Source organism: Stenotrophomonas sp. 99219_Sma, from assembly GCF_056480785.1.
In genome coordinates this window covers 524389-550474 of record NZ_CM151117.1, presented here as the reverse complement: position 1 = coordinate 550474, position 26086 = coordinate 524389, and the positions used below count along the sequence as shown (strand labels likewise).

Here is a 26086-nt window from a genome sequence, read left to right as displayed (position 1 = left end):
CCGGTCGCGTCAAGCGTGGCGGCGCCCTTCGTGGCGGCCATACTCCAGCCAATGGGTAATGGGATCGACCCGGGCCGTTACCAGGTCCGGGTTGTTTGCCAGATAGGCGGCCACGCTGAAGTCTCCCGGGAGTGCGGCAGCGCGGCCGGCCCTGGACAGCGGCAGGCTTCCCAGCCGCTCTTCCCAGGAGCTGGCGTCGTTGCGCACCAGACGGAACAGGAACTCGTTGCCTTCGGTACCGCGGAAGCCGCCGAAGATGAAGGGGAAGAGATCCAGGACCGCCAGCGAATGGAAGATGTCGAACAATTCAGCAGGTTGGAACACCCAGCAGTGCACGTCGTAGTAATCGCTTGACGCCACTGCCTGCCGGGCCATTTCGAGCGCGAGCGCCGGTTGCCGGTTGTGGCGGAGCGCCTCGGACGAAGGTTCTCCTTCCCAGGTGAGCTGCCCTTGCCACGAGCATTCGCCCAGAAGCGCGTCGATGACATTACGTGGAGAAGGGCGCCAGGCATCTTCCAGATAGGCCCCCAGCCAATCGGCAACAACTGACGGCCGGCGAAGGCTGTCGAAACAGCGCAGACGATCGGGAACCGCGAACACGGCGGCACCGCCATCCGTGCAGATGGCATGGATATCCAGTAGCCAGCGTATCGGGTTGGGCACGTGCTCAAGCACGTGCGAAGAGATCACCGCGCTGAAACGGTCGGCACCCACGGCGGCAGCAAGCCCCTCTGCGCCGACGACGTAGTTGACGGTCTGGATCGCCTCTTTGTCCACCGTCTCATGGCTGGCGTACTTGTGCATCAAGCCCGCCGTATCCAGGTGGTCGGCGTAACGCACGTTCCAGTTCGCCCGCGTCAGTACCGGCTTGTCCAGGGGCGCGATCTCCAGCGCCAGCCCGTTCTCATCCAGTCCCGCCTGCATCCAGTCGCCACGACTTGCCATCGCCACCTCCATTTCTCTGCACGAAAACGCACCGAAAACATGAAGCAAGGGCGCCCGAGGGCGCCCGCTGGTCAAGCACAAGCCCCTCTTAGGACCACCGGGGGACTCTCCTAGCGTGGGCCAATATGCCCGTGCCGCGGCGGAAATGCCAGATCAAACGTATGCCCGGTAGCCGCCAGGTTGAGGTTGTAGGCCGGGTCGGCTTCGATCACCGAAGACCAGCGCGACATCACCAGCGCCACTTCCCGGTCGAAACGCTCGCGCTTGGCGCCCTCCATGTCACTGCCGCGGCTGGCTGACTCATGGTGATAGAGCTCGGCATAAGGCGTCCACAGGTTGCGATAGCCGGCCTCGCGCACGCGCAGGCAGAAGTCCAGATCGTTGTAGGCCACCTGCAGGGCGGTATCCAGCCCTCCAACCTGCTCATAGACGGACTTTCGCACCAGCAGGCAGGCGGCGGTCACTGCCGAGAAGTTCTGCAGCAGGCGGGCGCGAAGCATCATCCCCACCCAACCCCGCGGCCGGTCGGCATAGGCATGCACGCCTACCCCGTTGAAACCGAGAATCACGCCAGCATGCTGGATGCTGTCGTTGGGGAAATAGAGCATGGCCCCCACTGCGCCCACTTCCGGGCGGGCCGCCTGGCTGGTCATCTCGGTAAGCCAGTCTCTGGAGATGACCTCGATGTCGTTGTTCAGCAGACCAACGATCGTGCCGGTGGCCTTGGAAACGCCCAGGTTGTTGATGGCCGAATAGTTGAAGGGTGCGTCGTAGTCGATCACGCTCACCCGCGGGTCCTGCTGCAGGGTCTGCAACAGTTCCAGTGCGTCGGCCTCGACCGACTGGTTGTTGACGATGATGATCTCGTAATCCGGATAATCCGTCTTTTCCAGGATGGAGGTCACCGCCATGCGCAGCAGGTCGGCGCGATCACGCGTGGGGATGATCAGCGAAACCCGCGGCGCGGGCGTCGGCAGCCGGTTGCGGACGCGATAGTTGCCCGAGAAGTTCGGGATATCCAGCACCTCGGCGTCACGACCAATGCGATCGAGGTGCGACTGGATGCTCTTCATCGCTGCGTAGTGCGCGTAAGTCTTTTCGCCGGGGCCAAGCGCGGTGGATCCCGGAATGGCTCGCCAGTGGTAAAGCACGTGCGGCACGTGACCGATCTGGCTGTCATCGAGCGTCTCGATGCAGCGCAGCGCCAGATCCCAATCCTGGCTGCCTTCGTAGCCAAGGCGGAAGCCGCCGACCTGTTCCACCAACCCACGGGCGTACACGCCAAGATGGCTGATGCAGTTGTGGGAGAGGAACAGATCGTAGTTCCAGTCAGCCTTGAAATAAGGGTCGAAGCGGCGTCCCTTCTCGTCGATCTTGTCTTCGTCGCTGAACGCCATCTGCCACGAGGGATTGGCCCGGAACGCCTTGGCCATCTCATACAGCGCATGCGGATGCAGCTCGTCGTCATGGTCGAGCAGCACGATGTAGTCGCCGGTCGCCAGCTTCAAGGCGTCGTTGGAGGACGCGGAGATATGACCATTCTGCTCGCGCACCACGAACTTGATGCGCGGGTCTGCTGCAGCAAGCTCCTTCAATACGGCCACCACGTGTGGCTTGGGCGACGCATCGTCGGCCACGCAAAGTTCCCAGTGCGGGTAGCTCTGGTTGATCACCGTCTGCACGCATCGGCGTAGCCACTTCTCGGGCGTGTTGTAGGTAGGAACCACGATCGAGAACGTCGGCTGCGTATCCCACGCTTCGATTTCACCCTGCTCAGGGGCATGCAGCGCACCGTACAGCGCCACCCAGGCGTCGTAATCGAATGCGCCGTGCAGGGCGATGGCGCTGTAGCGCAAGCGAAGGAAGCCGCCCAGGCCCGAGCGGCCCGTGGTGAAGAGCGAGCGCAGGCTGTCCAGGGCGAAGCGCAGCTTCGCGCGGCGTCCACGCTGGCTGTTCAGTACTTCGGTGAACATGGTACGGGCCACGTGTGCCTGGCCGACCCGGCGCATCGCGAAGCGACCGATGCGGAGGGTGCAGGGACCGATGGACGGGTCGAAACGGAGCTCGACGAGCCGCCCGGCGAGTGGCACCAGGGTGCGTGACACGCCGTCGGCGCAGGCCGCAACGTGCACAGGTACACGCCCCGCTTCGGTCATGCCTGCACCACAGTTGACGTACAGCACGGGATCCACCATCCGTGCCCCAACCTTCTCAACGACGAAGCTGAGCTCATACCAGCCCCCTTCAACCGGGTTGCCGTCCACGGCGATCAGACGGCATTGCGGGTCGTCGCCGAACGCATTCAGCTCAACCATCCCGTTTGAATCGACCGCACCCAACGTTACGCCGCTGATCGGTTGCAACTGAAGTTCAATCATGTCATTCCCTGTCTGTATGGCCGCGCCAGAGCGCCTGCGGCGGGTCAATCGCGATCGCCCGCTTACTCCGGCAATGATCTTCATGACGGCTGGCCGTCATGCATACAGCAAGCTAGGTGTGCAACGTGTCGCCATTCGGACCGGTTGGCTGTGATCTACCTGCCAATTCAGCCAGTCGCTGTTCAAGATTGGACTGCGAATGCACCAGCGCCGCCAGCTGCTGCTCGAGCACGGCGTGCTGGGCGCGCACCGTGCTGGAGAGCTGTGCCAACGGCCTCTCCTCGCGCTTGCGCTGCAGCGTGTCCTTGAGCTGCTGGATCGCCTGGGCAGCCCGTACGGCTACGGCCTGCAGCGCCGGGGAGGTCACCACATCCTCATAGGCCACGTCGACCACAACGGTGCCGGCGTGGCCATCATTGCCAAGCTGTTCCCACACACCGCGCAGGTCGACTTCCACGTAGGGGTCGTTGTGCAGGCTGACGAAACGGATGCCTTCCTGGATCGCACTGGGCAGCACGTCGCCGTTGACGACGAAGCGCGGTGCACCCGGTTCGGCGAACAGATTCATGGTCGCCCCGCCCGCGCGCAGCCCCACCGTCACCAAGCGATAGGTACCCGGCAGGCTTGCCGGGTCCACGCGGACGTGTTGCGGGCGCTGGCCTGCCGGGAACTCGAATTCGAAAGTAGCATCCGTCCCCCCCGCGTGGATGATCGACAGCGAACGCGTCTCTTCGAAGATCTGGCCGTCGTTGCGGTAGTACATGAGGCATTCGATGGAATGCTCCACCGCATCGGCACCACCGGAAGGCATGCCGGTCTCCGGATCCAGCAGGGCGGCCGCAGCGGCTTCAAAGATCGCGCGCGTCGCCTCGGGGCGTGACAGCGCCTCGCGCATGAACGCCTTGAACGCCTCGGGCACGTCGGCGCCGACCGGTACGACGCCCAGGCCGTTGCTGTGGTTGAATTCGAACACTTCGTAAGTCGCGCGCAGCTCGCCCATGAAGGTGTGCACGCCGAAATTGCGATCATGTACGGCGCTATCGTGGAAGATCACCACCGCCGAAGAACTGAGTTTGGGCAGCCAGGTCTCGAAGTCATGCTTGACGGCTTCGTAGGTGTGCAGGCCGTCGATGTGCAGCAGGTCGATACTGCCGTCCTCGAACTGGTCCAGCGCCTCGTCGAAGTAGGCTTTGACCAGCGTGGAGAATTCGCCATAGCGCGGCTTCTGGTACGCCGAAAGCGTGCGGTAGACGTGGTCGCCGTAGAAGCGGGCATGCTCGTCGCCCTTCCAGCAATCGACGGCGTAGCAATGCGTCTGCGACTGCAGGCCAAGCGCCTTCACTGCCTGGCAGAAGGCCAGGAACGAGTTGCCCGAATCGGTACCCAGTTCCACGAAGCTGCGCGGACGCAGCAGGTCCGCAAGGACATACATGAAGGGAATGTGTCCCACCCAGGCGTAAGGATGGGTGATATGCGGCTTCAGGAAGATCACCGGATGATCCTGCAGGCGGAATTCGGTTGTCACGACACTCTCTCCAATTCAATCTGATGCATCGGGATACCGATGATGCCGACCGGCAGCCCTTGTCCAAGGGAACGCAACGCAAGTGCTTCGTGGATCCAGTGCTGGATCACGTGCTCATGCTGGGAACCGGACGCTACGCCGGCGGTGATGAAGTAATCGCCCTGCTGCAGGCGCGGCATCTGGAACACGAAAGTCGCACGGAAACGCTCGCCCGCGCTGACCGCCAGGTCACCCTCGATGCGTGCGGTCTCGGTGTTGTCACCGAACAGCAACTGCCCAAGCCGGTCCTTGAAGTAGAAGCCGACGATGGCATGCGGCAGGTCCTCACTGGCATGCGCCACGATCTCCAGGCGAACCGTCTCGCCACCCACGATCGTCGGCAGTTGTCGGCCATCGATATCGCACAGGCAGACATCCTCGATCTTTGCCTTGCCCTCGCCGAAACCATCAACGGGCGCGAACTCGACCACTGTGATGTCGTTGCGGAGCTGGCTGCGATCAATCAGATCCAGCCGCTTGTCACGCACGCGACTGGCAACCGGCGTACGCGCCGCGGGCTCGGGGCGTGCACTGCCGGTACGGCCTTCGCGGTCGGCGATAAAGGCCTCGAGATAGGCGTCCATCACTTCCTTGGGCTCGCCCGACTGGCGCAGATTGCCCTGGTCGAGCCAGATCGCCCGATCGCACAACGCCGTGACCGAGCCACCGTCATGGCTGACGAACAGCAGCGTGCCGCGCTGCTTGAACTCACGCAGGAAACGCATGCACTTCTGCGTGAAGAATGCATCGCCCACGGACAATGCTTCGTCGATGATCAGGATATCGGCGTCGACGTGTGCGATCACCGAGAATGCCAGGCGCATCACCATGCCGCTGGAGTAATTGCGGATGGGCTGTTCAATGAACTCGCCAATAGCGGCGAACTCGGCAATCTGCTCGAAACGCTGGTCGATCTGCTCCTTGCTCAGGCCGAGGATCGAGGCATTGAGATACACGTTCTCGCGCCCGGTGAAATCGGGATTGAAGCCGCTGCCCAGTTCAAGCAGCGCAGCAACGCGCCCACGTACTGCGATTTCGCCGTTGGTCGGGGTCAGGGTGCCCGCAATCAGCTGCAGCAATGTCGACTTTCCCGAGCCATTGCGGCCGACGATGCCCAAGGTCTCGCCACGCTTGACCTCGAAGGCGACGTCACGCAGCGCCCAGAATTCACGGTAGTAGCGCTTGCCGCCGCCAACCAGGCCCTGCATCAGCCGATGGAACGGCTTGTCGTAGACCTGGTAGCACTTGCCAATACCACTGACCTGGATGACCGCGTCGTCGTTCATCTCAAAGGACATCAGCAAATCCTCGACGGCTTTTCTCGAAGAACGCAAAACCCAGATACATCACAGCCAGCGCCATCACCGCATACAGTCCCAAACCGCTCCAGTCAGGCAGGCGCCCCCAGAACGCCACTTCGCGCACCTGGTCGATGATGAACGTAAGCGGGTTGATCTTGAACACGAACTGGAACTGCGCCGGCAGGGTGGATACCGGAATGATGGCCGACGACAGGAACAGCATCGCCGTGGAGACAACGCCCATGACCTGGCCGACGTCACGCAGGTAGACGCCCAGCGCGGACAGGATCCAGCTCACCCCCACGGCCAGCATCACCAACGGCAGCACCACCACCGGCAGCAGGACGACCGTCCAGTGCGGATCGCGCAGTAGCAGCGTACTGATGACCAAGTACACGACCGTGTTGGCCGCCAGGTGGAACAGCGCCGAAAGAACCGCTGTCCAGGGCAGCAGATGCAGAGGAAAGATGATCCGCTTGACCAGATTGCTGTTGCCGACGATGAGGTTGGGGCTGCGGGTCAGCACCTCGGCGAAGAAACCGTGCACGATGAGGCCGGCGAACAGGATCATCGCGAACTCGCCCATATTGCCGGATGCGCCGGGCCAACGGCTTTTCAGGATGTAGCCGAAGGCCAGTGTGTAGACGCACAGCATCATGAAGGGGCTGATCAGCGACCACAACAGGCCGAAGCTGGCCCCACGGTAGCGACCGCGGATATCACGCTGGGTCATTTCCCGCGTCAGCGAGCGATGGACGCCCAACGCAGAGAACGGCCCCGTCAGCAGTCGGTCACGTGCACTGCGGCCCGCCGGCGTGATGCGAACGATCTGCTCGCTCATTCAGAAGCCCTGCCCAGCGCCCTTTCCAGATCCACCTGCAGATCCCCCAGATCCTCCACACCCACGCTCAGCCTTACCAGCGCATCACTGATGCCCAGCTGCTCCCGCCGCGCAACCGGGATCGAGGCATGCGTCATCACCGCCGGGTGGTTGACCAGGCTTTCCACGCCGCCCAGCGACTCGGCCAGAGTGAACAGTTCGGTCTTCTCACAGAAGCGCTTGGCCGCCTCGAAACCGCCCTTGAGCACGATCGAAACGATGCCGCCGTAACCGGCCATCTGCTTGCCGGCCAGCTCATGCTGCGGGTGCGACGGCAGGCCCGGGTAGATCACCTTTTCCACGGCCGGGTGCTTCTCCAGCCACTGCGCCAGGGCCAGCGCATTGGCGCAGTGCGCCTTCATGCGCAGCGGCAGGGTTTTCAGGCCACGCAGGGCCAGGAAGCTGTCGAACGGACCCTGCACGCCACCCACCGAGTTCTGCAGGAAGGCCATCTGCTCGGCCAGTTCAGCGTTGTCGCCGACCACGACCATGCCGCCGACCATGTCCGAATGGCCGTTGAGGTACTTGGTGGCCGAGTGCAGGACCAGGTCCGCACCCAGTTCCAGCGGACGCTGCAGCATCGGCGAGGCGAAGGTGTTGTCGACGACGACGATCAGGCCATGGCGCTTGGCGATGGCGGCGACCGCGGCGATGTCGACGATCTTCAGCATCGGGTTGGTCGGGGTCTCGATCCACACCATCTTCGTCTTCGACGTGATGGAGGCTTCAAACGCCGCCAGATCGGTCAGGTCGACGAAGCTGAAGTCCAGCCCGGCAGTGCGGCGACGCACGCGCTCGAACAGGCGGAAGCTGCCGCCGTAGATGTCGTCCATCGCCACCACATGGCTGCCGGCGTCCAGCAGCTCGATCACGGTCGAGCTGGCCGCCATGCCCGAGGCGAAGGCAAAGCCGCGGGTGCCCCCTTCCAGCGACGCCACGCAACGCTCATAGGCGAAGCGGGTCGGGTTGTGGGTGCGCGAGTACTCGAAGCCCTGGTGCTCGCCCGGGCTGGACTGTGCATAGGTCGAGGTGGCGTAGATCGGCGGCATCACCGCGCCGGTGCTGGGGTCGGGCGACTGGCCACCGTGGATGGCCAGGGTAGCCAGGGCCAGGGCGCGATCCTGGGAAGTTGCGTTGGACATGTTCTTTCCTGAGGGGCGCCGACGCACGGCGCCATCGAAGGTGCGGAAGTCTACCAGCGCGGCCTTAACGACCTTTGACGCGGATAAACCAGGATTCAGCAGTGAACGTCGGCGATCAGCGGCTTACTGCACGCGACGGCGCAGATAGTTCAGCAGGTCGATACGGGTGATCAGGCCCAGGAAAGTGTCGCCGTCCATCACGATCGCCACCTGGCCGCGGTCGAACACCGGCAGCAGCGCCTCGATCGGGGACTTCACGTCCAGCCGGTCCAGCTTGCTGACCATCGCGGTGGCGACGGTGTCGCGGAAGCGTGCCTCATCGCCATACACGTGCAGCAGCACGTCGCTTTCGTCGACGATGCCGACCAGCTGCTCGCCGTCCATCACCGGCAGCTGCGACACGTCGTACAGCTTCATGCGCTGGTAGGCAGTGGTCAGCAGGTCGTTCGGACCGATCACCACGGTGTCGCGCTGGCCGTAAGGGCGCAGGATCAGGTCGCGCAGGTCGCCGTGCTGCGGGCGCTGCAGGAAACCGTTGTCCAGCATCCAGTAGTCGTTGTACATCTTCGACAGGTACTTGTTGCCGGTATCCGGCACCAGCACCAGCACCTTCTTCGGCGTGGTCTGCTCCTTGCAGTACTTCAGGCCGGCGGCCAGCAGGGTGCCGGTGGACGAGCCACCCAGGATGCCTTCCTTGCCCAGCAGTTCGCGTGCGGTGTGGAAGCTCTCGGCGTCGCTGATGGCATAAGCCTTCTTGACGCGGCTGAAATCGGAGATCGACGGCAGGAAGTCCTCGCCGATGCCTTCCACCAGCCAGCTGCCCGACTTGTCGTTCAGATTGCCGTCGTTGATGTACTCGGCCAGGATCGAACCGACCGGATCGGCCAGCACCAGCTCGGTCTTCGGCGACAGCTTGGCGAAGGCACGCGACAGGCCGGTCATGGTGCCGGAGCTGCCGCAGCCGAACACGATGGCGTCAAGGTCGCCGCCCATCTGCTCGAGGATTTCCGGGCCGGTACCGAATTCATGCGCGGCCGGATTGTCCGGGTTGCCGAACTGGTTGATGAAGTAGGCGCCCGGGGTCTGCTCGGCGATGGTCTTGGCCAGGTCCTGGTAGTACTCCGGATGGCCCTTGGCTACGTCCGAGCGGGTCAGGCGCACTTCGGCGCCCATCGCCTTCAGGTTGAAGATCTTTTCCCGGCTCATCTTGTCGGGAACGACCAGAATGAGCTTATAGCCCTTCTGCTGGGCCACCAGCGCCAAGCCCAGGCCGGTGTTGCCAGCCGTGCCCTCGACCAGGGTGGCACCGGGCTTCAGGTCGCCGCGCTTTTCCGCCGCCTCGATCATCGACAGGCCGATGCGATCCTTGATCGATCCGCCCGGGTTGGCGCTCTCCAGCTTCAGGTAGAGCTCGCAGACGCCGGTGTCCAGGCGCTGGGCCTTGACGATCGGGGTCTGGCCGATGAGTTCGAGGACGGAAGAATGGATGGGCATTCGGAGGACTTTCGGTTCGCGCCGCACAGGGCCGGACCGATGATTATCCGACGGATGGCGATGAAAGTCAGGTCGGCAGGGCCGCAGCCTGTCCACCGTAAAAAAGAGATGCGGACGGCCCCGGATCGACGAGGAGACCGGTACCGCCCGCATCGGTGAGTTGTGCCTGCAGGCCAAGGCACCACGGCCTGTGGTGCCTTGGCGCGGCCGCCTCATCGGCGGTGCCGCGATGCCGGGGCAGGAGCGCCCGACGGGGCCATCGATGGCCGGGTCACGCCGTTCCGGGCGTGACGGGGTGCGTCAAAGCGTGGGGGACGTCATTGGGAGCGGTGTTTCGTACATTCGCAGAAGTCGTTGCTTGGCCAGCAGCTTCTCGCGCTTCATGCGACCCAGGGTGACATCATCGATCGGGAGTACACCCAACTCCGCGTCCATGCACTTCTTGTTCAACTTACGGTGCTGGTCATGGAGTGCCCTGAACTCCGGATCACGCGCGCGACGGGCGTCGATCTCGCTCTGGGGCTGATCTTCAAACATGATGGACCTCCTTCGACAGATACACGAACGCCCCGGCCGCAAGGCACGGGGCGTTGTTCATGGAGGAGCGCCGGTCGATGGCCACCTGGACGCCTGCAACGACCTGCGGCACTGGCCTGCGCACGTCGATCTGCTGCGGTTCGCGCCCTGTTTGCATCGGCCCGGCCCTCCCATCGTCCGGTCCGCGGCATTGCGTCCCGGACGATTGACCCTACGCCTGCTCAAGGCGGGGTACAAGACCCCTGCGGCAAAAAGACCGAACCCCGCCGGGGCGGGGTTCAGGCTGAATGCTCATCGCAACGAAAAACAAACAATATCAAGCAATTACGGGGCGATGATGACCTCGGCCGAGCGTGCCCGGGTGGACGCGGCCTTCTTGCCACTGAGCTGGATCCGGTTGCTGGCGACACCGCCCGCGACCAGGGCGTCGCGCAGCGCTTCGGCGCGCTTCTGACCGACCCCGTTGGCGCTGTCATAGGCCTCGATGCGCAAGCGGCCCTTCTTGCCGATGTTCAGGTACTCGGCCAGCGCCTTGGCCTGGTTGCGGGCCCCACCGGACAGGCTGGAGGCGCCAGCGGCAAATGCGTCACCATTGAAGGTGAAGACTTCGCCACGGCCATCGAACTTCGAGCCCGGCAACTTCTGCCCGGATACCAGCTCGGCTTCCTCGCGGGCCAGCTTGGCGGCGTTCTGCTGGGCGGCGCTGAGGCGCTGCTGCTGCTTGCCGGCGACGCTGGTCAGGGCGTTCTCGGCGTCCTGGCGGGCCAGGGTTTCGGCCTCGGCGGCCTGGCGCAGGCGCTCCGCCTCCTCGGCCTGCATCTGCGCCTGCATTCTCAGCTGCTCGGCTTCCTGACGGGCGCGGGCGGCATCGCGGCGGCTGGCCTCGATCAGCAGGTCGCTGCGGGTGCGCTCCAGGCGGTCGACCTCGCGCGCGGCCAGTGCGGCACGCACGGCAGTCTCGGCGATCTCCACCCGGCGCTCGGCCAGGTAGGTGGCCAGCTCCTGGTCGCGGCGCTTGGCCTTGTCCAGGGTGGCGATGGCCTGCTGGGCCTGCATGCGCTCGAAGGCGCCCAGCTCAGCCGTGTCGGGATTGGCCTGGATGGCCATCAGACGCTGGCTCAGCTGCGCCACCATCGGGTTGTCGGCGGCCAAGGCCAGGGTCGGCAGCGCCAGCAGCGCAGCCAGGGTTGCGGCAGTCATCGGCTTCACCGGCGGTCCTCCCCGGTCGACAGCTGGCGTTGCAGCTGGTTGACCTCGTTGCGGCGCAGTTGCAGCTGCGCGGTGACGGTGGCTTCCTCGCTGCGGGCGCGGGCCAGGTCGGCATCGGCAGCGGCGCGCAGGGCGATCGCCGGGGCGTTCTTGCGCTCACGGCGGTCGCCGGCAGCACGCTGGGCCTGTTCCAGCCCCTGCCGGGCCAGCCCGATCAGGTCCGGGGCGTACTGGTCGGCGTCGGCCTGGGTGGCCTTGTCGACCGCCTGCCGGGCCTGGGCCAGTTCCAGTGCGCCGTCCTGCGCCCAGGCGGGGGCAGACAGTGCGAATGCAAACGCCATCACATACAGGCCATGGCGCATTCGTGCGAAGCTAAGTCGTTTCATTGGGGAGGCCGTACCGGTTGTCGGTTCACGGCCATTGTCGTCAAGCCGACACCGTGCTGGCAACGGGCGTCGGCCGTTTCGTTGGGGAAAATTCGCAATGGATATCGGCTACTTCCTGAAGCTGATGACCGAAAAGAACGCTTCGGACATGTTCCTGACCACCGGAGCACCGGTCTACATCAAGATCGAGGGGAAGCTTTATCCGCTGGGCAACACCGGCCTGCCGCCGGGCATGGTCAAGAAGATCGCTTACTCGCTGATGGACGAAGGCCAGGTGCCGCAGTTCGAGCGCGAGCTGGAGCTCAACATGGCCATCGCCCTGCCCGATGCCGGGCGCTTCCGCGTCAACGTGTTCAAGCAGCGGGGCGAGGTCGGCATGGTCATCCGCGCCATCCGCAGCCGGATTCCGAGCATCGAGGAGCTGAACCTGCCTCAGGTGCTGAAGGACGTCATCATGACCCCGCGCGGGCTGGTGCTGGTGGTGGGGTCCACCGGCTCGGGCAAGTCCACTTCGCTGGCGTCGATGATCGACCACCGCAACAGCACCACCACCGGGCATATCCTCACCATCGAGGACCCGATCGAGTACCTGCACAAGCACAAGATGTCGATCGTCAACCAGCGCGAGGTCGGGCTGGACACCCATGCCTTCCACAACGCGTTGAAGAACGCCATGCGTGAAGCGCCGGACGTGATCCTGATCGGCGAGATCCTGGACGCGGAAACCATGGAGGCGGCGATCGCCTTCGCCGAGACCGGCCACCTGTGCCTGGCCACCCTGCACTCCAACAACGCCGACCAGACCATCGAGCGCATCCTCAACTTCTTCCCGGAAAGCGCGCACAAGAACGTGCTGATGAACCTGGCGCTGAACCTGCGTGCGGTGATCAGCCAGCGCCTGGTGAAGAACAAGGAGGGCCGTCGCCTGCCGGCCACCGAGGTGCTGATCAACACGCCGATGATCCGCGACCTGCTGCGTCGCGGCCAGGTGCACGAGATCAAGGCGGCGATGGAAGGCTCGCTGGAAGAAGGCATGGAGAGCTTCGACCAGTGCCTGTTCCGGCTGGCCAAGGCGGGCGTCATCGATCAGGAGGAAGCGCTGCGCGCGGCCGACTCGCGCGATGGCCTTGCCCTGAAGTTCCGCCTGTCCGAGGGCAGCAGCGGCGAGCACGACCCGTACGCGGATTTCTCGGCCGGCGCACCCAGCATCACCCACGGCTTCTAGAAAAAAGGGGACGGAGGGAATTAAGTCGTAAATGCACTTACGACTTGATTCCCTCCGTCCCCTTTTTCTGAAGAGTTCAGGAGGTGTCTCATCCGATGAGACCTCCTGTCCGTAGGTTTCCTCAATGGAAACCATCCGCAAGCTGGCCATCCTGGCCGATGCCGCCAAGTACGATGCGTCCTGCGCCTCCAGCGGCTCGGGCAAGCGCGATTCGCGCGTCAGTGGCGGTATCGGCAGCACCGAGGGCATAGGCATCTGTCACAGCTACACGCCCGATGGCCGCTGCGTTTCGTTGCTGAAGATCCTGCTGACCAACTTCTGCATCTACGACTGCGCCTATTGCGTGAACCGCGTCTCCAGCAACGTGCCCCGCGCACGTTTCAGCGTGGACGAGGTGGTCACACTCACCCTGGACTTCTACAAACGCAACTACATCGAGGGCCTGTTCCTGTCCAGCGGCATCATCCGCAATGCGGACTACACCATGGAACAGATGGTGGAAGTGGCCCGGCAGCTGCGCGAAGAACACCGCTACGCTGGCTACATCCACCTCAAGACCATTCCCGAGGCCTCGCCGGAGCTGCTGGCCAGCGCCGGGCGCCATGCCGACCGCCTGTCCATCAACGTGGAACTGCCGACCGAAGCCGGCCTGAGCGCCTTGGCGCCGGAGAAGACGGTGCATTCGATCCGCGGCGCGATGGGCGAACTGCGCTGGCGCATCGAGGAAGCCAAGGAGGCGCGCAAAGCCCCCGCAGCGATGGCACCGAGGGCCAGCCGCAGTCCACGCCCTCCCCGTTTCGCACCCGCCGGGCAGAGCACGCAGATGATCGTCGGCGCGGACGGGGCCAACGACCAACAGATCCTGGCCAGCGCCGATGCGCTGTACGGCAACTACCGCATGCGCCGGGTGTACTACTCCGCGTTCAGCCCGATTCCGGACGCCAGCCGGCAGCTGCCACTGCAACCGCCTCCGCTGCAGCGCGAACATCGCCTCTACCAGGCCGACTGGTTGCTGCGCTTCTACGGTTACGGCGTGGATGAGATTACCGATACCACCCAGGACGGCATGCTCGACCTGGATATCGACCCGAAAATGGCTTGGGCGATCCGTCACCCCGAGCGCTTTCCTGTGGATCTCAACCGTGCGCCGAAGGAAATGCTGCTGCGCGTACCCGGGCTGGGCGTGCGCAACGTGAAACGGGTGCTGATGGCACGCCGCCACGGTCGCCTGCGGGTTGCCGATGTAGCACGCCTGAAGGCACCGATGAGCAAACTGCTTCCGTTTGTGCAGCTGGCTGACCACCATCCACGCAAATCGCTGGACGATCCGGCGGCGCTGCGCGCGCAGTTGGCCCCACCGCCTCGTCAGGGATCGCTGTTTGATGCACCGCCCGCCGCCTGACGCGCAGCGCTGGTCGCTGCGGGTGGACCCGCAGTGGTCGCTGCAGGCCTGGCGCGATGCTGCGCGCGAAGCGTTGCTGCGAGGCGTGGCCCCGCCTCAGCTGGACTGGCTGGAAGGGAGCGAAACGTCGTTGCTGGATGCGCCGGCCGTGCAGCGGGCGCCGATGCTGGCCGATGCCAGTGCACCCAACGTGCCCCGCGATTTCCTGGAACTGGCGGCCACCTGCCTGTGCCATCGCGACCCCCAGCGACTGGCCTTGCTGTATCGCCTGCTGTGGCGCATCGTCCATGGCGAGCGTTCGGTGCTGAGCAACCCCGCCGACGCCGATGTCCTGCGCGCAACGGCGCTCGCCCAGGCCGTCCGCCGTGACACGCACAAGATGAAGGCATTCGTGCGCTTCCGCGAGGTGCCTGGCCAGCCTGATGCGTTCATCGCCTGGTTTGAGCCACAGCACCACATTGTCGACCGGGTCGCGCCCTTCTTCGCGCGCCGCTTCACCGGCATGCGCTGGGCGATCCTCACGCCTTCGCGCAGCGTCGCATGGGATGGGCAGGCGCTTGCCTTCGGCCCCGGCGCACGGCGCGAGGATGCCCCGGCCGAGGATGCGCGCGAATCACTGTGGCAGACCTACTACGCCAGCATCTTCAATCCGGCGCGACTCAATACACGCATGATGATGCAGGAGATGCCGGCAAAGTACTGGCGCCACCTGCCGGAGGCCCAGCTGCTGCCACGCCTGGTGCGCGATGCGGCCGACCGCGTACAGGAAATGCATGACCGTCCCGCGCAGGCACCGCAGCGCAGGATCCCCCTGCGTGCAGGTGTTGCGATGCCAGCAGCGGATGCCAGCAGTCTGGAGAATCTACGCGGACAGGCCAGCACCTGCCGCCAGTGCCCGCTGTGGGAGCAGTCCACGCAGACCGTGTTCGGGCAGGGGCCTGCAGACGCCCGCATGATGCTGATCGGGGAACAACCTGGCGACACCGAGGATCTGCGCGGACAGCCGTTCATGGGTCCTGCCGGTCAGCTGCTGGACCGTGCGCTGACCGAATTGGGAATCGATCGCGCGGCGCTGTACCTCACCAACGCCGTGAAGCACTTCCATCATGAACGGCGTGGCAAGGTGCGACTGCACAAGCGACCGGAAAGCCGGCACATCCAGGCCTGCCGCCCTTGGCTGATGGGTGAGATCGCGCGCGTGCGGCCCCAGGTGATCGTGTGCCTCGGCGCGACAGCGGCAGCCTCGGTGTTTGGTCGTGGGTTCGACCTCTCACGCGACCGCGGACGCTGGCACACCCTCGAGGACGGCACCCGCGGCTATGCCACGGTGCACCCGGCATGGGTATTGCGGCAGACCGACGATGCGCGCCGCGAGGATGCCTACCGGCTGTTCCGCGATGACCTGGCCCGATTGCAACAAAAAGGGGACGGAGGGGATTAAGTCGTAAGTGCACAAACGACTTAATCCCCTCCGTCCCCTCTACTTTCAGGCGGCGTCGGGCTGGTTTTCCGGGCGTGCGCGGTCGAAGGCGTCCAGTGCCTGGCAGGCAGCTTCGATACGGCGCAGGGTCGGGTACGGCGTCAGGTCCAGGCCGAAGCGATGCGCGTTGTACAGCTGCGGCAGCAGACAGATATCGGCCAGGCCGGGACGGTCACCGTGGCAGAAGGTGCCCGTCGCGCTGCTGTTGGCCAACATTGCCTCCATGGCAGCGAAGCCTTCGGCGATCCAGTGCAGGGTCCACTGCGTGCGGACATCGGCCGGCACCTGCAGGCTGCGCTCCAGGTACTGCATCACCCGCAGGTTGTTGATCGGGTGGATGTCGCAGGCCACCAGCTGGGCCAGCGCGCGCACCCGCGCACGGCCGGCGGCATCGGCCGGCAGCAGCGGTACCTGCGGGAAGCGTTCTTCCAGATACTCCAGGATCGCCAGCGACTGGATCAGCGCATGCCCTTCATGCAACAGGGTTGGCACCAGCTGCTGCGGATTGAGCGCGCGATAGGCGTCAAGGTGCTGCTCGCCACCGTCGCGCACCAGGTGCACCGGCCGGGCCTCCCAGGCCAGGCCCTTCAGCTCCAGGCCGATGCGCACGCGGTAGGCGGCGCTGGATCGCCAGTAGGTGTACAGCACGATGCCGTCGTCGACCGGGATCTCCATCGCCGCTTCCATGCTCAGGGCTTGGTCGCCTGTTCGATGCGCTGCTCGATCGCACCGAAGATGCTGTTGCCGGCGGCATCGAGCATCTCGATGCGGACCACGTCCCCGAACGACATGAACGGCGTACTCGGCTTGCCGTCGCGCAGGGTTTCGACCACCCGCTGTTCGGCAAAGCAGGAGGCACCCTTGCTGGTGTCTTCGTTGGCGATGGTGCCCGAGCCAACGATGGTACCGGCGCTGAGCGGACGGGTCTTGGCCGCATGCGCAACCAACTGGGCGAAGTTGAACTGCATGTCCACGCCCGCTTCCGGCGCACCGAACCACTGGCCGTTGATGTGGGTCAGCAGCGGCAGGTGCACCTTGCTGTCCTGCCACGCGGCGCCCAGCTCGTCGGGGGTGACGAACACCGGCGACAGCGCCGAGCGCGGCTTGGACTGCAGGAAGCCGAAGCCCTTGGCCAGCTCGCCCGGAATCAGGTTGCGCAGCGAGACATCGTTGACCAGGCCGACCAGCTGGATATGGCCTGCGGCCTGTTCCGGGGTGGCGGCCATCGGCACGTCGTCGGTGATCACCACGATCTCTGCTTCCAGGTCGATGCCGTAGTCCTCGCTGACCACCTTCACCGCGTCGCGCGGACCGTAGAAACCGGCGCTGGTCGCCTGGTACATCAGCGGGTCGGTGTAGAAGCTCTCCGGCACCTCGGCGCCACGGGCGCGGCGCACGCGCTCGACATGTGGCAGGTAGGCGCTGCCATCGACGAACTCATAGGCACGCGGCATCGGCGCGGCCAGCGCCTGCGGGTCCAGGTCGAACACGCCATCGGCGTCGCCCGCGTTGAGCGATTCGTACAGGGCGTTCAGGCGCGGCGCGATGTGGCTCCAGTCCTCCAGGGCCTGCTGCAGGGTGGCGGCAATGCCGGTGGCGCGCACGCCGTGGCGCAGGTCACGCGAGACGACGATCAGGGTGCCGTCGCGGCCGCCTTCCTTCAAAGAACCAAGCTTCATGGGTGGGTGTCCGGAGTCGTGGGCAAACAAGTTTCAAGTGTAATCAAATCTGCGTCGACGCCAAGCTGCAGCGCGGCATCGGCCCACCCTACCGTAGTGGGGGGTTCGGCAGGGCTTGCAGCCCTGCACCTGCTTCAAGCCAGGGCAACGTCAACAGCAACAGCCGGCTCTGGGTTGTCTGTGAGCTGGGCGGGACGGTGTGGGTGGGCAGGACACGCCGTAAACCCGTCCCTGGGGGCTCGATGGCGCCATCCATGGCGCCAACGGTCCTGCCCACCCACACCGTCCCACCCCTGACAATTTCCCGATGACGGATCGAACATCCACATCATTCATCGTCGAAATCCGTCAGATATCGAAATTGATCGAATGAGATTCGACAGATCGCGGAAGACTCTCGAAGGCGGGGTGGGTCCGGTTGCGGGGGCGTGAGCCGCATGGATGCGGCGACCGAGCTTACATGGACGTACTTGCAGCGCCCCCCGCAACCGGACCCACCCCGCATCCCTCAGGAAACCGGCTTTTGACGTTGACGTTGACGTTGCTTCGGCCTCTGCGGGTGCAGGGCGCAGCCCTGCAGAGAGCCCGCCCTACCTGAACAGGCCTTTTTGCGTGAAGTCTCAAACATCGTTTAGACTTACAGGGTCTGCAGCGGCCGTCCGTTTCCCTCCGGGATCGCCGGCGACCTGGGTCCGCCCTCTTCGCCCGCCCCCACTCCGACGCCGTTCGTCACGCATTCCAGCCTGCGCTTCGTGCCGGCTGCACCCAATTCTCGCAGCGCGGTTCACGGGAACGCTCCGAGTCAGCCGATCAGTTTGATCTGCCCCCGTCTGTCCAGTCGGACAGGCGTTTCTTGTACTTGGAGCAAACTCAATGTCTTTTGAATCGCTGGGCCTGGCGCCCTTCCTGCTGCGTGCGCTTGCCGAGCAGGGCTACGAAAACCCGACCCCGATCCAGCAGCAGGCGATCCCGCTGGCGCTGGCCGGCCGCGACCTGCTGGCCGGTGCACAGACCGGTACCGGCAAGACCGCTGCCTTTGGCCTGCCGCTGCTGCAGCACCTGGGCACCGCCTCGCAGGAAGTCCGCAGTGGCCCGCGCAAGCCGCGCGCGCTGATCCTGGCCCCGACCCGCGAGCTGGCCACCCAGGTGCATGACAGCCTGCGCGGCTACAGCAAGTACCTGCGCATTCCCAGCGCCTGCATCTACGGTGGCGTCGGCATGGGCAACCAGCTGGACATCCTGCGCCGTGGCGTGGACCTGCTGGTGGCCTGCCCGGGCCGCCTGATCGACCACCTGGAGCGTCGCAGCATCGACCTGTCCGGCATTGAACTGCTGGTGCTGGACGAAGCCGACCGCATGCTCGACATGGGCTTCCTGCCGTCGATCAAGCGCATCCTGGCCAAGCTGCCGAAGCAGAACCGCCAGACCCTGCTGTTCTCGGCCACCTTCGAGGACAACATCCGCCAGCTGGCGCTGGAGTTCATGCGCAACCCGGAACAGATCCAGGTGACGCCGAAGAACACCGTGGCCGAAACCATCACCCATCGCGTGCACCCGGTCGATGCCGGCCGCAAGCGCGACCTGCTGCTGCACCTGCTGGCGCAGGACAGCCGCGAGCAGACCCTGGTGTTCGCCCGCACCAAACACGGCAGCGACAAGCTGGCCACGTTCCTGGAAAAGTCGGGCATCAAGACCGCGGCGATCCACGGCAACAAGAGCCAGGGCCAGCGCCTGCGTGCGCTGGGCGACTTCAAGGCCGGCCGCGTGACCGTGCTGGTGGCCACCGATATCGCCGCGCGCGGCATCGACATCAACGAGCTGCCGAAGGTGATCAACTTCGACCTGCCGATGGTGGCCGAAGATTATGTGCACCGCATCGGCCGCACCGGCCGCAACGGCGCGACCGGCCAGGCGATCTCGCTGGTGGCGCAGGATGAAGTGAAGCTGCTGCGCGCGATCGTGCGCCTGCTGGGCCGCGACATGGACATCCGCGATGTGCCGGGCTTCGAGCTGCAGACGCCGATCCGCTGGGGCAACAGCGCGCCGGGCAAGGCCGAGCACGATACCGGCGAGCGCGCACCGCGCAAGAGCCACGCGCGCCGTCCGCACGGCGATGCGCCGCGCCATGCGCATGCGGGCCCGAAGAAGGCCGGTGGTGGCCGTCGCGAGGGCGGTGGCAATGGCCAGCAGCGTGCAGGTGCCGGCCAGGGCCAGCGCCGTGGCGGTGGTGGCAATGGTGGCGGCCGTGGTCGTGGCCAGGGTGGCGGCGGTGGTCGCGCTGGCTGATCCCAGCTGACATCGAGGGTGCTTCCCGCTGCGCGGGGGCTATCGAGGGACGGCGCTGACGCGCCGTCCTTTTTTGTTGTGGGCTACCGGGTGATAAAGCACGCGGTGGCAGTACCGAGGGCGAATGGGCATGAGGGCAGCGCAGAACACGCTGTAAATACGTCCATGTAAGCTCGATGGCGCCATCCATGGCGCCAACGGTTCTGCGCTGCCCCCATGCCCATCCGCTTCAAGCATTGCCTGCGCCTTCTTCTCCCGCCGGGTAGCCGGGAGAAGAAAGATCAAATTCAAATTCAAATTCAAAGGCAAAAGCCGAAGTCGCGATTCCTGGTTCTGCTTTTGTTTTCGCCCTTGCTCCCGCCTTGGGGTTCGATGCGTCCGCGCCCGTAGGAAACTGTCGAGGGGAGGCCGGGCGAGCTGTGCAGGACCGTTGGCGCCATGGGCCCGAGGCATGCCTCGGGCGGGTTGGGCAGGACGCCCAACCCCGGCCTTGCCGTGTGCGCAGGACAGCGCACACGAGCAAGGCGCCATCGAGCCCCCAGGGGTGAGGGTGCTTTGCTTGCGAAGCACTGCTTCGCGAGCGCCCGAACGCCCAGCCGCCAGCGGCTGGGCCGGACCGCGGAGCGGGGTTTACGGCGTGTCCTGCGCGGCCCGCCCGGCCTCCCCCACACGCATCAATCAAGGCGCGCAAAGCCTCAACCCCGCGCTTTACTCGGATTCACCAGATTCCCGAAGAAGACCGCGTTGATCAGCAGTCGATCCGTCCCGTGCCAGTACTTGCGATGCGCCGGATCATCGGCGAACAGCACCACGTTGCCCTGCCCTTGCGCCGACACCAGCAGCCACGCGCTGCCTGCCACCCGCGCGCGGTTGCGCTCGGACAGATATCCATTCACCCGCGGCGGCGTGTCGATGCGCACCACCGTCGAGAACGGGTTCGTGCTCGGCTGCAGCGTTACCGTGTTCTCCTTGTTGATCGCCAGCTGCCGGCGCGGCACACCGAACGCCAGCGGATGACTGGTATCAACATCGGCACTGAGGATGTTGCCGCTGACCCGCTCGATCGCTGCGATGTCGCGCTGATCGCCGAACGCGCGGCGGCTTTCGTCAGCTGCGTCTTCTTCCTTGCCGAGCTTCTCGCCGTCGGCCAGCTTCTGTTCGATCGCCCATTTCGAGGCACTGCCGTAGGTCACCAACGAACCACCGGCCTGCACCCAGCGCTTCAGTGCAGCCACCGCCGTGGCATCGACGCCGGCATAGGTTCCGCCGGACAACACGATGGTGGTGTAACGGTCCAGCGGTACTTTGCCCAGCTGCTGCGGATCCAGCTTGCTGGCCGGCAACCGCAGCTGCTGGTCCAACAGGAACCACGCCGATCCGATTTCGGTGGCGGCCACGCCCTCGCCCATCACCAGTGCCACCGAGGGCTTGCGCAGCGCTTTGACGCCGTCACTGCCGAGGTCGATGCCTTCGCGGCTGCGGCCACTGGACAGCGCGTGCACCTGCACACCTGCCTCGCGTGCGGCGGACGTCACTGCCTCAAGCAACGCCGTGCCCTGCAGTGGTTGCCCGGCCACCGGAATCACCAGGCTGCCGGCGGCGAAGCTGACCTCGCCCTGCGCCGTCGCGGTGGTGAACGGCTGGAATGCCGCGCGTGCATTCACGCCCTTGCCCTGCAGCGCGGCCAGCGCGCGCCCGGCATTGTAGTCGCGCCAGTCGATCGCGTAGGCGAATCCTGCCTGGCCGCCCAGCAGGGTGCCCTGCTCCGCGGGCAGCGCCGCCACGCGTGCGCCGCCGTCGATGCAGCTGCGGCTACCGGCGAAGGCCACGCCGTAGGCCGGTGCGATCGCGTAGCTGGTGCTGCCGTAGAACACATCGCCCTTGATCGGCGGCGTCTCGGCAAAGATCGAATGCACCAGGCGGAACTGCGCCTGCTGCACCGGCACCACGTAGGCGCTGCCGGCATCGAAGCGCTGGCCATCGACACTGACGTCACGATCCAGCGCGCGCACCTCGATGCGATGCAGCAGCAACAGTTCCAGCAGGCGCCGGGTCAGTGCCGGATCATGCGCATCGCCGAACACAAAGCTCTTCACCGGCTGCTGTGCGGCCTGCTTCAGCGCGCTCTGGAAGAACTGCTTCTGCAGGTCGAACAGGCCGCTGCGCTCGGTCACTGCACCCCGCACCGTGCCCAGCCCGGTAGCCACCTGGTTGCGGATGGTGAACGGGAAGGTCAGCAGGCCGTTCACTGATTCCTGCACGCGGCCGCGCGAACTGGCCTGTTCAACGGTGACGCCCACTGCACCATGGAAGTCCGGATAGGTGGAGCCGTAGACCGGCGAGAAGTTGTCGAAATTCTCGCCGGTGTAGTACAGCGACCCCAATGCATCCAAGGCTTGCGCGTGGTACTTGGCCAGGGTCTTGTTGAACTCGTACGACGCCGGCGGAATCAGCGGGCTGTGCATGCTCTTCGGCGACGGTTCGAAGTAGTAGGTGCTGTCCTTGCCCATCTCGTGGAAATCGATCTGCACGTTCGGGTACCACTGGTGGAACACCTCCACCTTCGGCCGCGAGTCCTGCTGGGTCAGGGCCAGCCAGTCGCGGTTGAGATCGGTGAAGTAGTGGTTGGTGCGGCCCTGCGGGAACGGCTCGACGTGTTCCTTGTCGGCCGGGTCGGCCGAAGCCGGATCGGAGGCCCAGGCGTTGTGCCAGTTGGCGGCACGATCACGGCCATCCGGATTCTGTGCCGGGTCGAACAGCACCACCGCCTGCTGCAGCCACTGCTGGGTTTCGGCACTGCGGTTGGCCACCAGGTAGTACGCCGTCAGCATCGCCGCTTCGGCACTGGAGGTCTCGTTGCCATGCACGCTGTAGCCCAGCCACACCACCACCGGGCTGTCACCGGCGGCGCTGCGCGGCTGCGCCGGATCGGCCAGGGTCGCGTGCTGCTGGCGGATCTGTTCCAGCCGCGCGTGGTTGCCTGCAGCAGTGACGGTGGCGATCAGCAGCGGGCGACCTTCATAGCTGCGGCCGATCTCGCGCACGCTGATCTTGTCCGAGCGTTTCGCAAGTTCCTGGAAGTACGCCACCAGCTGATCGTGCCGGGTGTAACGGCTGCCGATCGTGTAGCCGAGGAACTGCTCCGGCGTGGGCACCGCTGCATCGAACGCCGCTGCGTCGGTGACCTGCGGGAAGAAGTACGCGCTCTGTGCCTGCGCCGGCTGCGGCGAGGACAGTGCGGTGGCGGCGGCAAGCAGCAACGGAAGAACGGCACGGCGATGCAAGGACACGATGACTCCCCTGGAACACAACGGCAGACAGTCGCGCGGCCGGTCCCTTCAGGTGACCGGCCGCGGCAGATGGATCAGAAGCGGTAATCGAAGCCCAGCGTGAAGTAGCGGCCACGCAGGTCGTACTGGCTGAAGTCGTACGGCGCGCGGATGCCCGGGAACGAGGCGTCGTACGGCGGCGTCTTGTCGGCCAGGTTCTGCACCTTGGCGTACACGGTCAGCTTGTCGATGCCGGTGTAGGCCAGGTACAGGTCGTACTGGCTGTAGCTGCCGACACGCTGCTGCACGGCCTTGGCGGCGGTGCTGGCTTCCTGGCGGTAGCCGCTGGTGTAGTACCAGGTCACCGCTGCGCTGAAGTCGCCGTACTTCCAGTCCAGCGTGGTGGTGGCCTTGTCCTTGGGCAGGGTCGCGCCGAGGTTGCTGCCGGCGTAGTCGACCAGCGGGCCGCCGACCACGGTCGGGCGACGGTAGTCGCGCACGTGGGTGTAGGCCGAGGACACGGTGAAGTCACCCAGCGCAGCGGTCGGGATGAGCTGGCGCAGCTCGACGTCGATGCCTGAGGTCTTCAGCTCGCTCAGGTTCTGGTAGCGGTTGTAGACCGCCTGCAGCTTGCCGCGCTCATCGCGCTGCACGGCGCCGGCCACGTTGTCGTTGACCAGGGTCTGGGTGTTGTTGGTGCCGACCAGGTTGTCCAGCTGGATGCGGTAGTAGTCCACGCTCAGGTTGGTGTTGGCCCACGGCGACAGCACCACGCCGAAGTTCACGCTTTTGGTGCGCTCGGGCTTCAGTTCGTTGTTGCCGACGGTGAAGAAGGTGGGGTTCTGACGCGAGCCCGGCACGTCCGGGTCACGCGGATCGACCACGCTGCCGTAGGCGATGCTGGTGCTGTTGGAGTTCTCCGACAGCGACGGCGCACGGAAGCCCTTCGAGGCGGAGGCACGCACCAGCAGGAAGTCGAGCGGCTGCCAGCGCAGGCCGATCTTCGGCGAGAACGCATCGCCGAAATCATCGTAGTGATCGGCGCGCGCGGCAGCGGACAGCTCCAGCGTCGATGCCAGCGGCACGTTCACTTCGGCGTAGGCCGCACTGACCTGGCGCTTGCCGTGCACTTCGGCGATGGCCGGGCGCACCTGCAGGCCGGCGTCGATCTGCCACGGGTTGTTGGAATCGAGCTTCTCGCGGCGCCACTCGGCACCGGCGGCGAATCCGATCTCGCCGGCCCAGGTATGGCCGAGGCTGCCGGAAATCTTCGCATCGATGCCCTGCAGCTTGGACTCGGCCGGACGCAGCGTGGCGATGTTGATCGAGTCGCGCACCGACTGCGGCGTGGCGGCCGGGTTCAGCAGGTTGTAGCTGCCGGTGGCCAGCGCATCGGCCAGCGCCCAGCGGTTGGCGAAGCCACCGGAGACGCTCTCGCGCTCGCTGCTGCGCGCGCCGAACGCTGCGACTTCCCAGTCCCACTTCGCGGTGGTGCCACGCAGGCCGAACACGCCGCGGTAAGCGGTGGAGCGGTTGGTCTTGAGGGTGCCGCCCAGGTCGAAGAAGGTGTACTCGATCGGGATCGCACGGCCGTACGGGTTGTACGGATTGTTGGCCGGCAGCAGCGACGACACCGGCTCGGCCAGGCCACTGTCCGCGTTCAGTGCGAAGCGGCCGCTCTCCAGGGTGAAGAACGGGCTGCTGCCAAACCACGCGGTGCTCTTGATCTGGCTGTACAGCACTTCGCCGAAGGCTTCGACGTTGTCGTTCAGGCGGAAGGTACCGTTGGCATAGGCCTGGTAGCGCTTGGTCGAGGGAATCAGCGTGGTGAACGGCGCCTGGTTGAAGCCGCAGGTATCACCGGCCAAGCCGTCGATCGGCGCGCTGGCAACGCGGGTGGTACCGGTCGGGCAGTTACCGTTGGCATCGAGCATCGGCACCGACACGCCGTTGACCAGATAGCGCGCACCCTTGGCCGACCAGCCGTTCCAGCGGCCGCCGGGCTTGTCGGTGTAGATGCCGCTCTTTGTCAGGTTGCGTTCGTCCTGATCCAGGCGTTCGCGGTTGTAGCCCTGCAGGCTGAAGAGGATGTTGTAGCCGTCGGTATCGAGATCACCGAGGCCGCCGACGAACTTCAGGTTCTGCTCGTGCAGGCCGCCCTGGTCGGCGCCGCCGAAGCTGCCGCCGATCTCGGCGCCTTCGAAGTTCTGCCGGGTGATGATGTTGACCACACCGGCCACGGCGTCGGAGCCGTAGACCGCCGAGGCGCCATCCTTGAGCACTTCGATGCGTTCGACCGCGACCAGCGGAAGCGCGTTGAGATCAACAAAGGTGTCGGACAGGCCACCGGCCGGGAAGCCGTAGTTGGCCAGGCGACGGCCATTGAGCAGCACCAGCGTGTTCTTCTGCGACAGGCCACGCAGGCCGATGCCGGCCGAGCCGGAGGCCCAGCCGTTGTTGGTGGTTTCGTTGCTGGCGTTGCCGGTGTTCGCCGAGATCGAACGCAGCACATCGGCCACGGTGGCCTTGCCGGTCTGTTCCAGCTGCTGGCGGCCGATCACCTGCACCGGGTTGGAGGCCTCGGTATCGGTGCGCTTGATGTTGGAACCGGTGACGCGCACGGCAGCCAGGGTGCTGGCTTCGCCACTGGCGTCGGCGAAGGTTTCGGCGGCGGCGGACAAAGGCGCGGCCAGAGCGACGGCCAGGGCCGCCACGAGCAGGGTGTGCTTGGGCATGACGATGTGGGGGAGGTGGAAAGGGCGACGAAGTTCCGCAGTAGTCCATGCCCGGCCGGGGTCCGGCCAATAACATCTCTTCATACGGATATAAGTGAAACTATCATCTCTTCATCCGGATGAAAAGACTTACTTCACAAAAGCCCAACATCCGCTCAGGCTGGCCGGCCACCT

General features: G+C 65.2%; 18 protein-coding genes. 4 read left to right on the top strand and 14 right to left on the bottom strand.

Annotation, left to right across the window (positions count from 1 at the left end; genetic code table 11):
- Nucleotides 1-9: 9 nt before the first annotated feature.
- The 10 genes from ACZK13_RS02505 to ACZK13_RS02460 all read right to left on the bottom strand — a co-directional run bounded on the left by ACZK13_RS02505 (nt 10) and on the right by ACZK13_RS02460 (nt 11812).
- Nucleotides 10-945, bottom strand: coding sequence for a methyltransferase domain-containing protein (locus tag ACZK13_RS02505; protein WP_253143402.1), 936 nt, complete (start codon nt 943-945; stop codon nt 10-12).
- A gap of 110 nt (nt 946-1055) precedes the next feature.
- Nucleotides 1056-3260: a glycosyltransferase family 2 protein gene (locus tag ACZK13_RS02500; protein WP_253143401.1), complete on the bottom strand. Its 2205-nt coding sequence runs from the start codon at nt 3258-3260 to the stop codon at nt 1056-1058.
- A 175-nt stretch (nt 3261-3435) separates the two neighbouring features.
- Nucleotides 3436-4848: a class I SAM-dependent methyltransferase gene (locus tag ACZK13_RS02495; RefSeq protein WP_253143400.1), complete on the bottom strand. Its 1413-nt coding sequence runs from the start codon at nt 4846-4848 to the stop codon at nt 3436-3438.
- Entirely contained in the window at nt 4845-6185 is a 1341-nt protein-coding gene (locus ACZK13_RS02490) for an ABC transporter ATP-binding protein (RefSeq protein WP_253143399.1), read from the bottom strand. Before ACZK13_RS02490 ends, ACZK13_RS02495 begins: the two co-directional genes overlap by 4 nt.
- Entirely contained in the window at nt 6175-7029 is an 855-nt protein-coding gene (locus ACZK13_RS02485) for an ABC transporter permease (RefSeq protein WP_317618048.1), read from the bottom strand. The genes ACZK13_RS02490 and ACZK13_RS02485 overlap by 11 nt, the downstream gene beginning before the upstream one ends.
- Nucleotides 7026-8210, bottom strand: coding sequence for a cystathionine gamma-synthase (locus ACZK13_RS02480; protein ID WP_253143398.1), 1185 nt, complete (start codon nt 8208-8210; stop codon nt 7026-7028). Before ACZK13_RS02480 ends, ACZK13_RS02485 begins: the two co-directional genes overlap by 4 nt.
- Before the next feature lie 123 nt (nt 8211-8333).
- Entirely contained in the window at nt 8334-9704 is a 1371-nt protein-coding gene (locus tag ACZK13_RS02475; protein WP_032127973.1) for a pyridoxal-phosphate dependent enzyme, read from the bottom strand.
- Between the two features lie 300 nt (nt 9705-10004).
- Nucleotides 10005-10241 (bottom strand): HP1242/YdcH family protein, encoded by a 237-nt coding sequence (locus ACZK13_RS02470; protein WP_004154075.1) that lies wholly within the window; start codon nt 10239-10241, stop codon nt 10005-10007.
- Between the two features lie 324 nt (nt 10242-10565).
- The gene (locus ACZK13_RS02465; RefSeq protein ID WP_253143397.1) at nt 10566-11450 is read right to left on the bottom strand and encodes an OmpA family protein; all 885 of its coding nucleotides are present in this window, start codon (nt 11448-11450) and stop codon (nt 10566-10568) included.
- Nucleotides 11447-11812, bottom strand: coding sequence for a DUF4398 domain-containing protein (locus ACZK13_RS02460; protein ID WP_049398394.1), 366 nt, complete (start codon nt 11810-11812; stop codon nt 11447-11449). Before ACZK13_RS02460 ends, ACZK13_RS02465 begins: the two co-directional genes overlap by 4 nt.
- Before the next feature lie 121 nt (nt 11813-11933).
- Here ACZK13_RS02460 and ACZK13_RS02455 point away from each other — a divergent pair, with 121 nt between their 5' ends.
- The 3 genes from ACZK13_RS02455 to ACZK13_RS02445 all read left to right on the top strand — a co-directional run bounded on the left by ACZK13_RS02455 (nt 11934) and on the right by ACZK13_RS02445 (nt 15904).
- Nucleotides 11934-13061, top strand: coding sequence for a PilT/PilU family type 4a pilus ATPase (locus tag ACZK13_RS02455; protein WP_004154068.1), 1128 nt, complete (start codon nt 11934-11936; stop codon nt 13059-13061).
- Nucleotides 13062-13185: 124 nt separating this feature from the next.
- Nucleotides 13186-14463 carry a putative DNA modification/repair radical SAM protein gene (locus ACZK13_RS02450; protein WP_253143396.1) on the top strand — a complete coding sequence of 426 codons (1278 nt, stop codon included), beginning with the start codon at nt 13186-13188 and terminating at the stop codon, nt 14461-14463.
- Nucleotides 14444-15904, top strand: a complete 1461-nt coding sequence (locus tag ACZK13_RS02445; protein WP_180837572.1) for a UdgX family uracil-DNA binding protein — start codon at nt 14444-14446, stop codon at nt 15902-15904. The genes ACZK13_RS02450 and ACZK13_RS02445 overlap by 20 nt, the downstream gene beginning before the upstream one ends.
- 45 nt (nt 15905-15949) lie before the next feature.
- Here ACZK13_RS02445 and maiA read toward each other — a convergent pair whose 3' ends face one another.
- Together maiA and ACZK13_RS02435 are read right to left on the bottom strand one after the other, a co-directional pair.
- Nucleotides 15950-16618 carry a maleylacetoacetate isomerase gene (gene maiA, locus ACZK13_RS02440; protein WP_180837571.1) on the bottom strand — a complete coding sequence of 223 codons (669 nt, stop codon included), beginning with the start codon at nt 16616-16618 and terminating at the stop codon, nt 15950-15952.
- A gap of 14 nt (nt 16619-16632) precedes the next feature.
- The gene (locus ACZK13_RS02435; RefSeq protein ID WP_180837570.1) at nt 16633-17622 is read right to left on the bottom strand and encodes a fumarylacetoacetate hydrolase family protein; all 990 of its coding nucleotides are present in this window, start codon (nt 17620-17622) and stop codon (nt 16633-16635) included.
- Nucleotides 17623-18495: 873 nt separating this feature from the next.
- On the opposite strand from ACZK13_RS02435, the gene ACZK13_RS02430 reads away from it, so the two are divergent.
- Nucleotides 18496-19908 (top strand): DEAD/DEAH box helicase, encoded by a 1413-nt coding sequence (locus ACZK13_RS02430; RefSeq protein WP_197585338.1) that lies wholly within the window; start codon nt 18496-18498, stop codon nt 19906-19908.
- Nucleotides 19909-20603: 695 nt separating this feature from the next.
- On the opposite strand, the gene ACZK13_RS02425 is transcribed toward ACZK13_RS02430, so the two are convergent.
- Together ACZK13_RS02425 and ACZK13_RS02420 are read right to left on the bottom strand one after the other, a co-directional pair.
- Complete coding sequence (locus ACZK13_RS02425; RefSeq protein ID WP_253143395.1) at nt 20604-23198, bottom strand: M14 family metallopeptidase; 2595 nt, start codon at nt 23196-23198, stop codon at nt 20604-20606.
- 74 nt (nt 23199-23272) lie between these two features.
- On the bottom strand, nt 23273-25912 hold the full coding sequence (locus tag ACZK13_RS02420; RefSeq protein ID WP_253143394.1) for a TonB-dependent receptor: 2640 nt from the start codon (nt 25910-25912) through the stop codon (nt 23273-23275).
- Between the last annotated feature and the right edge of the window lie 174 nt (nt 25913-26086).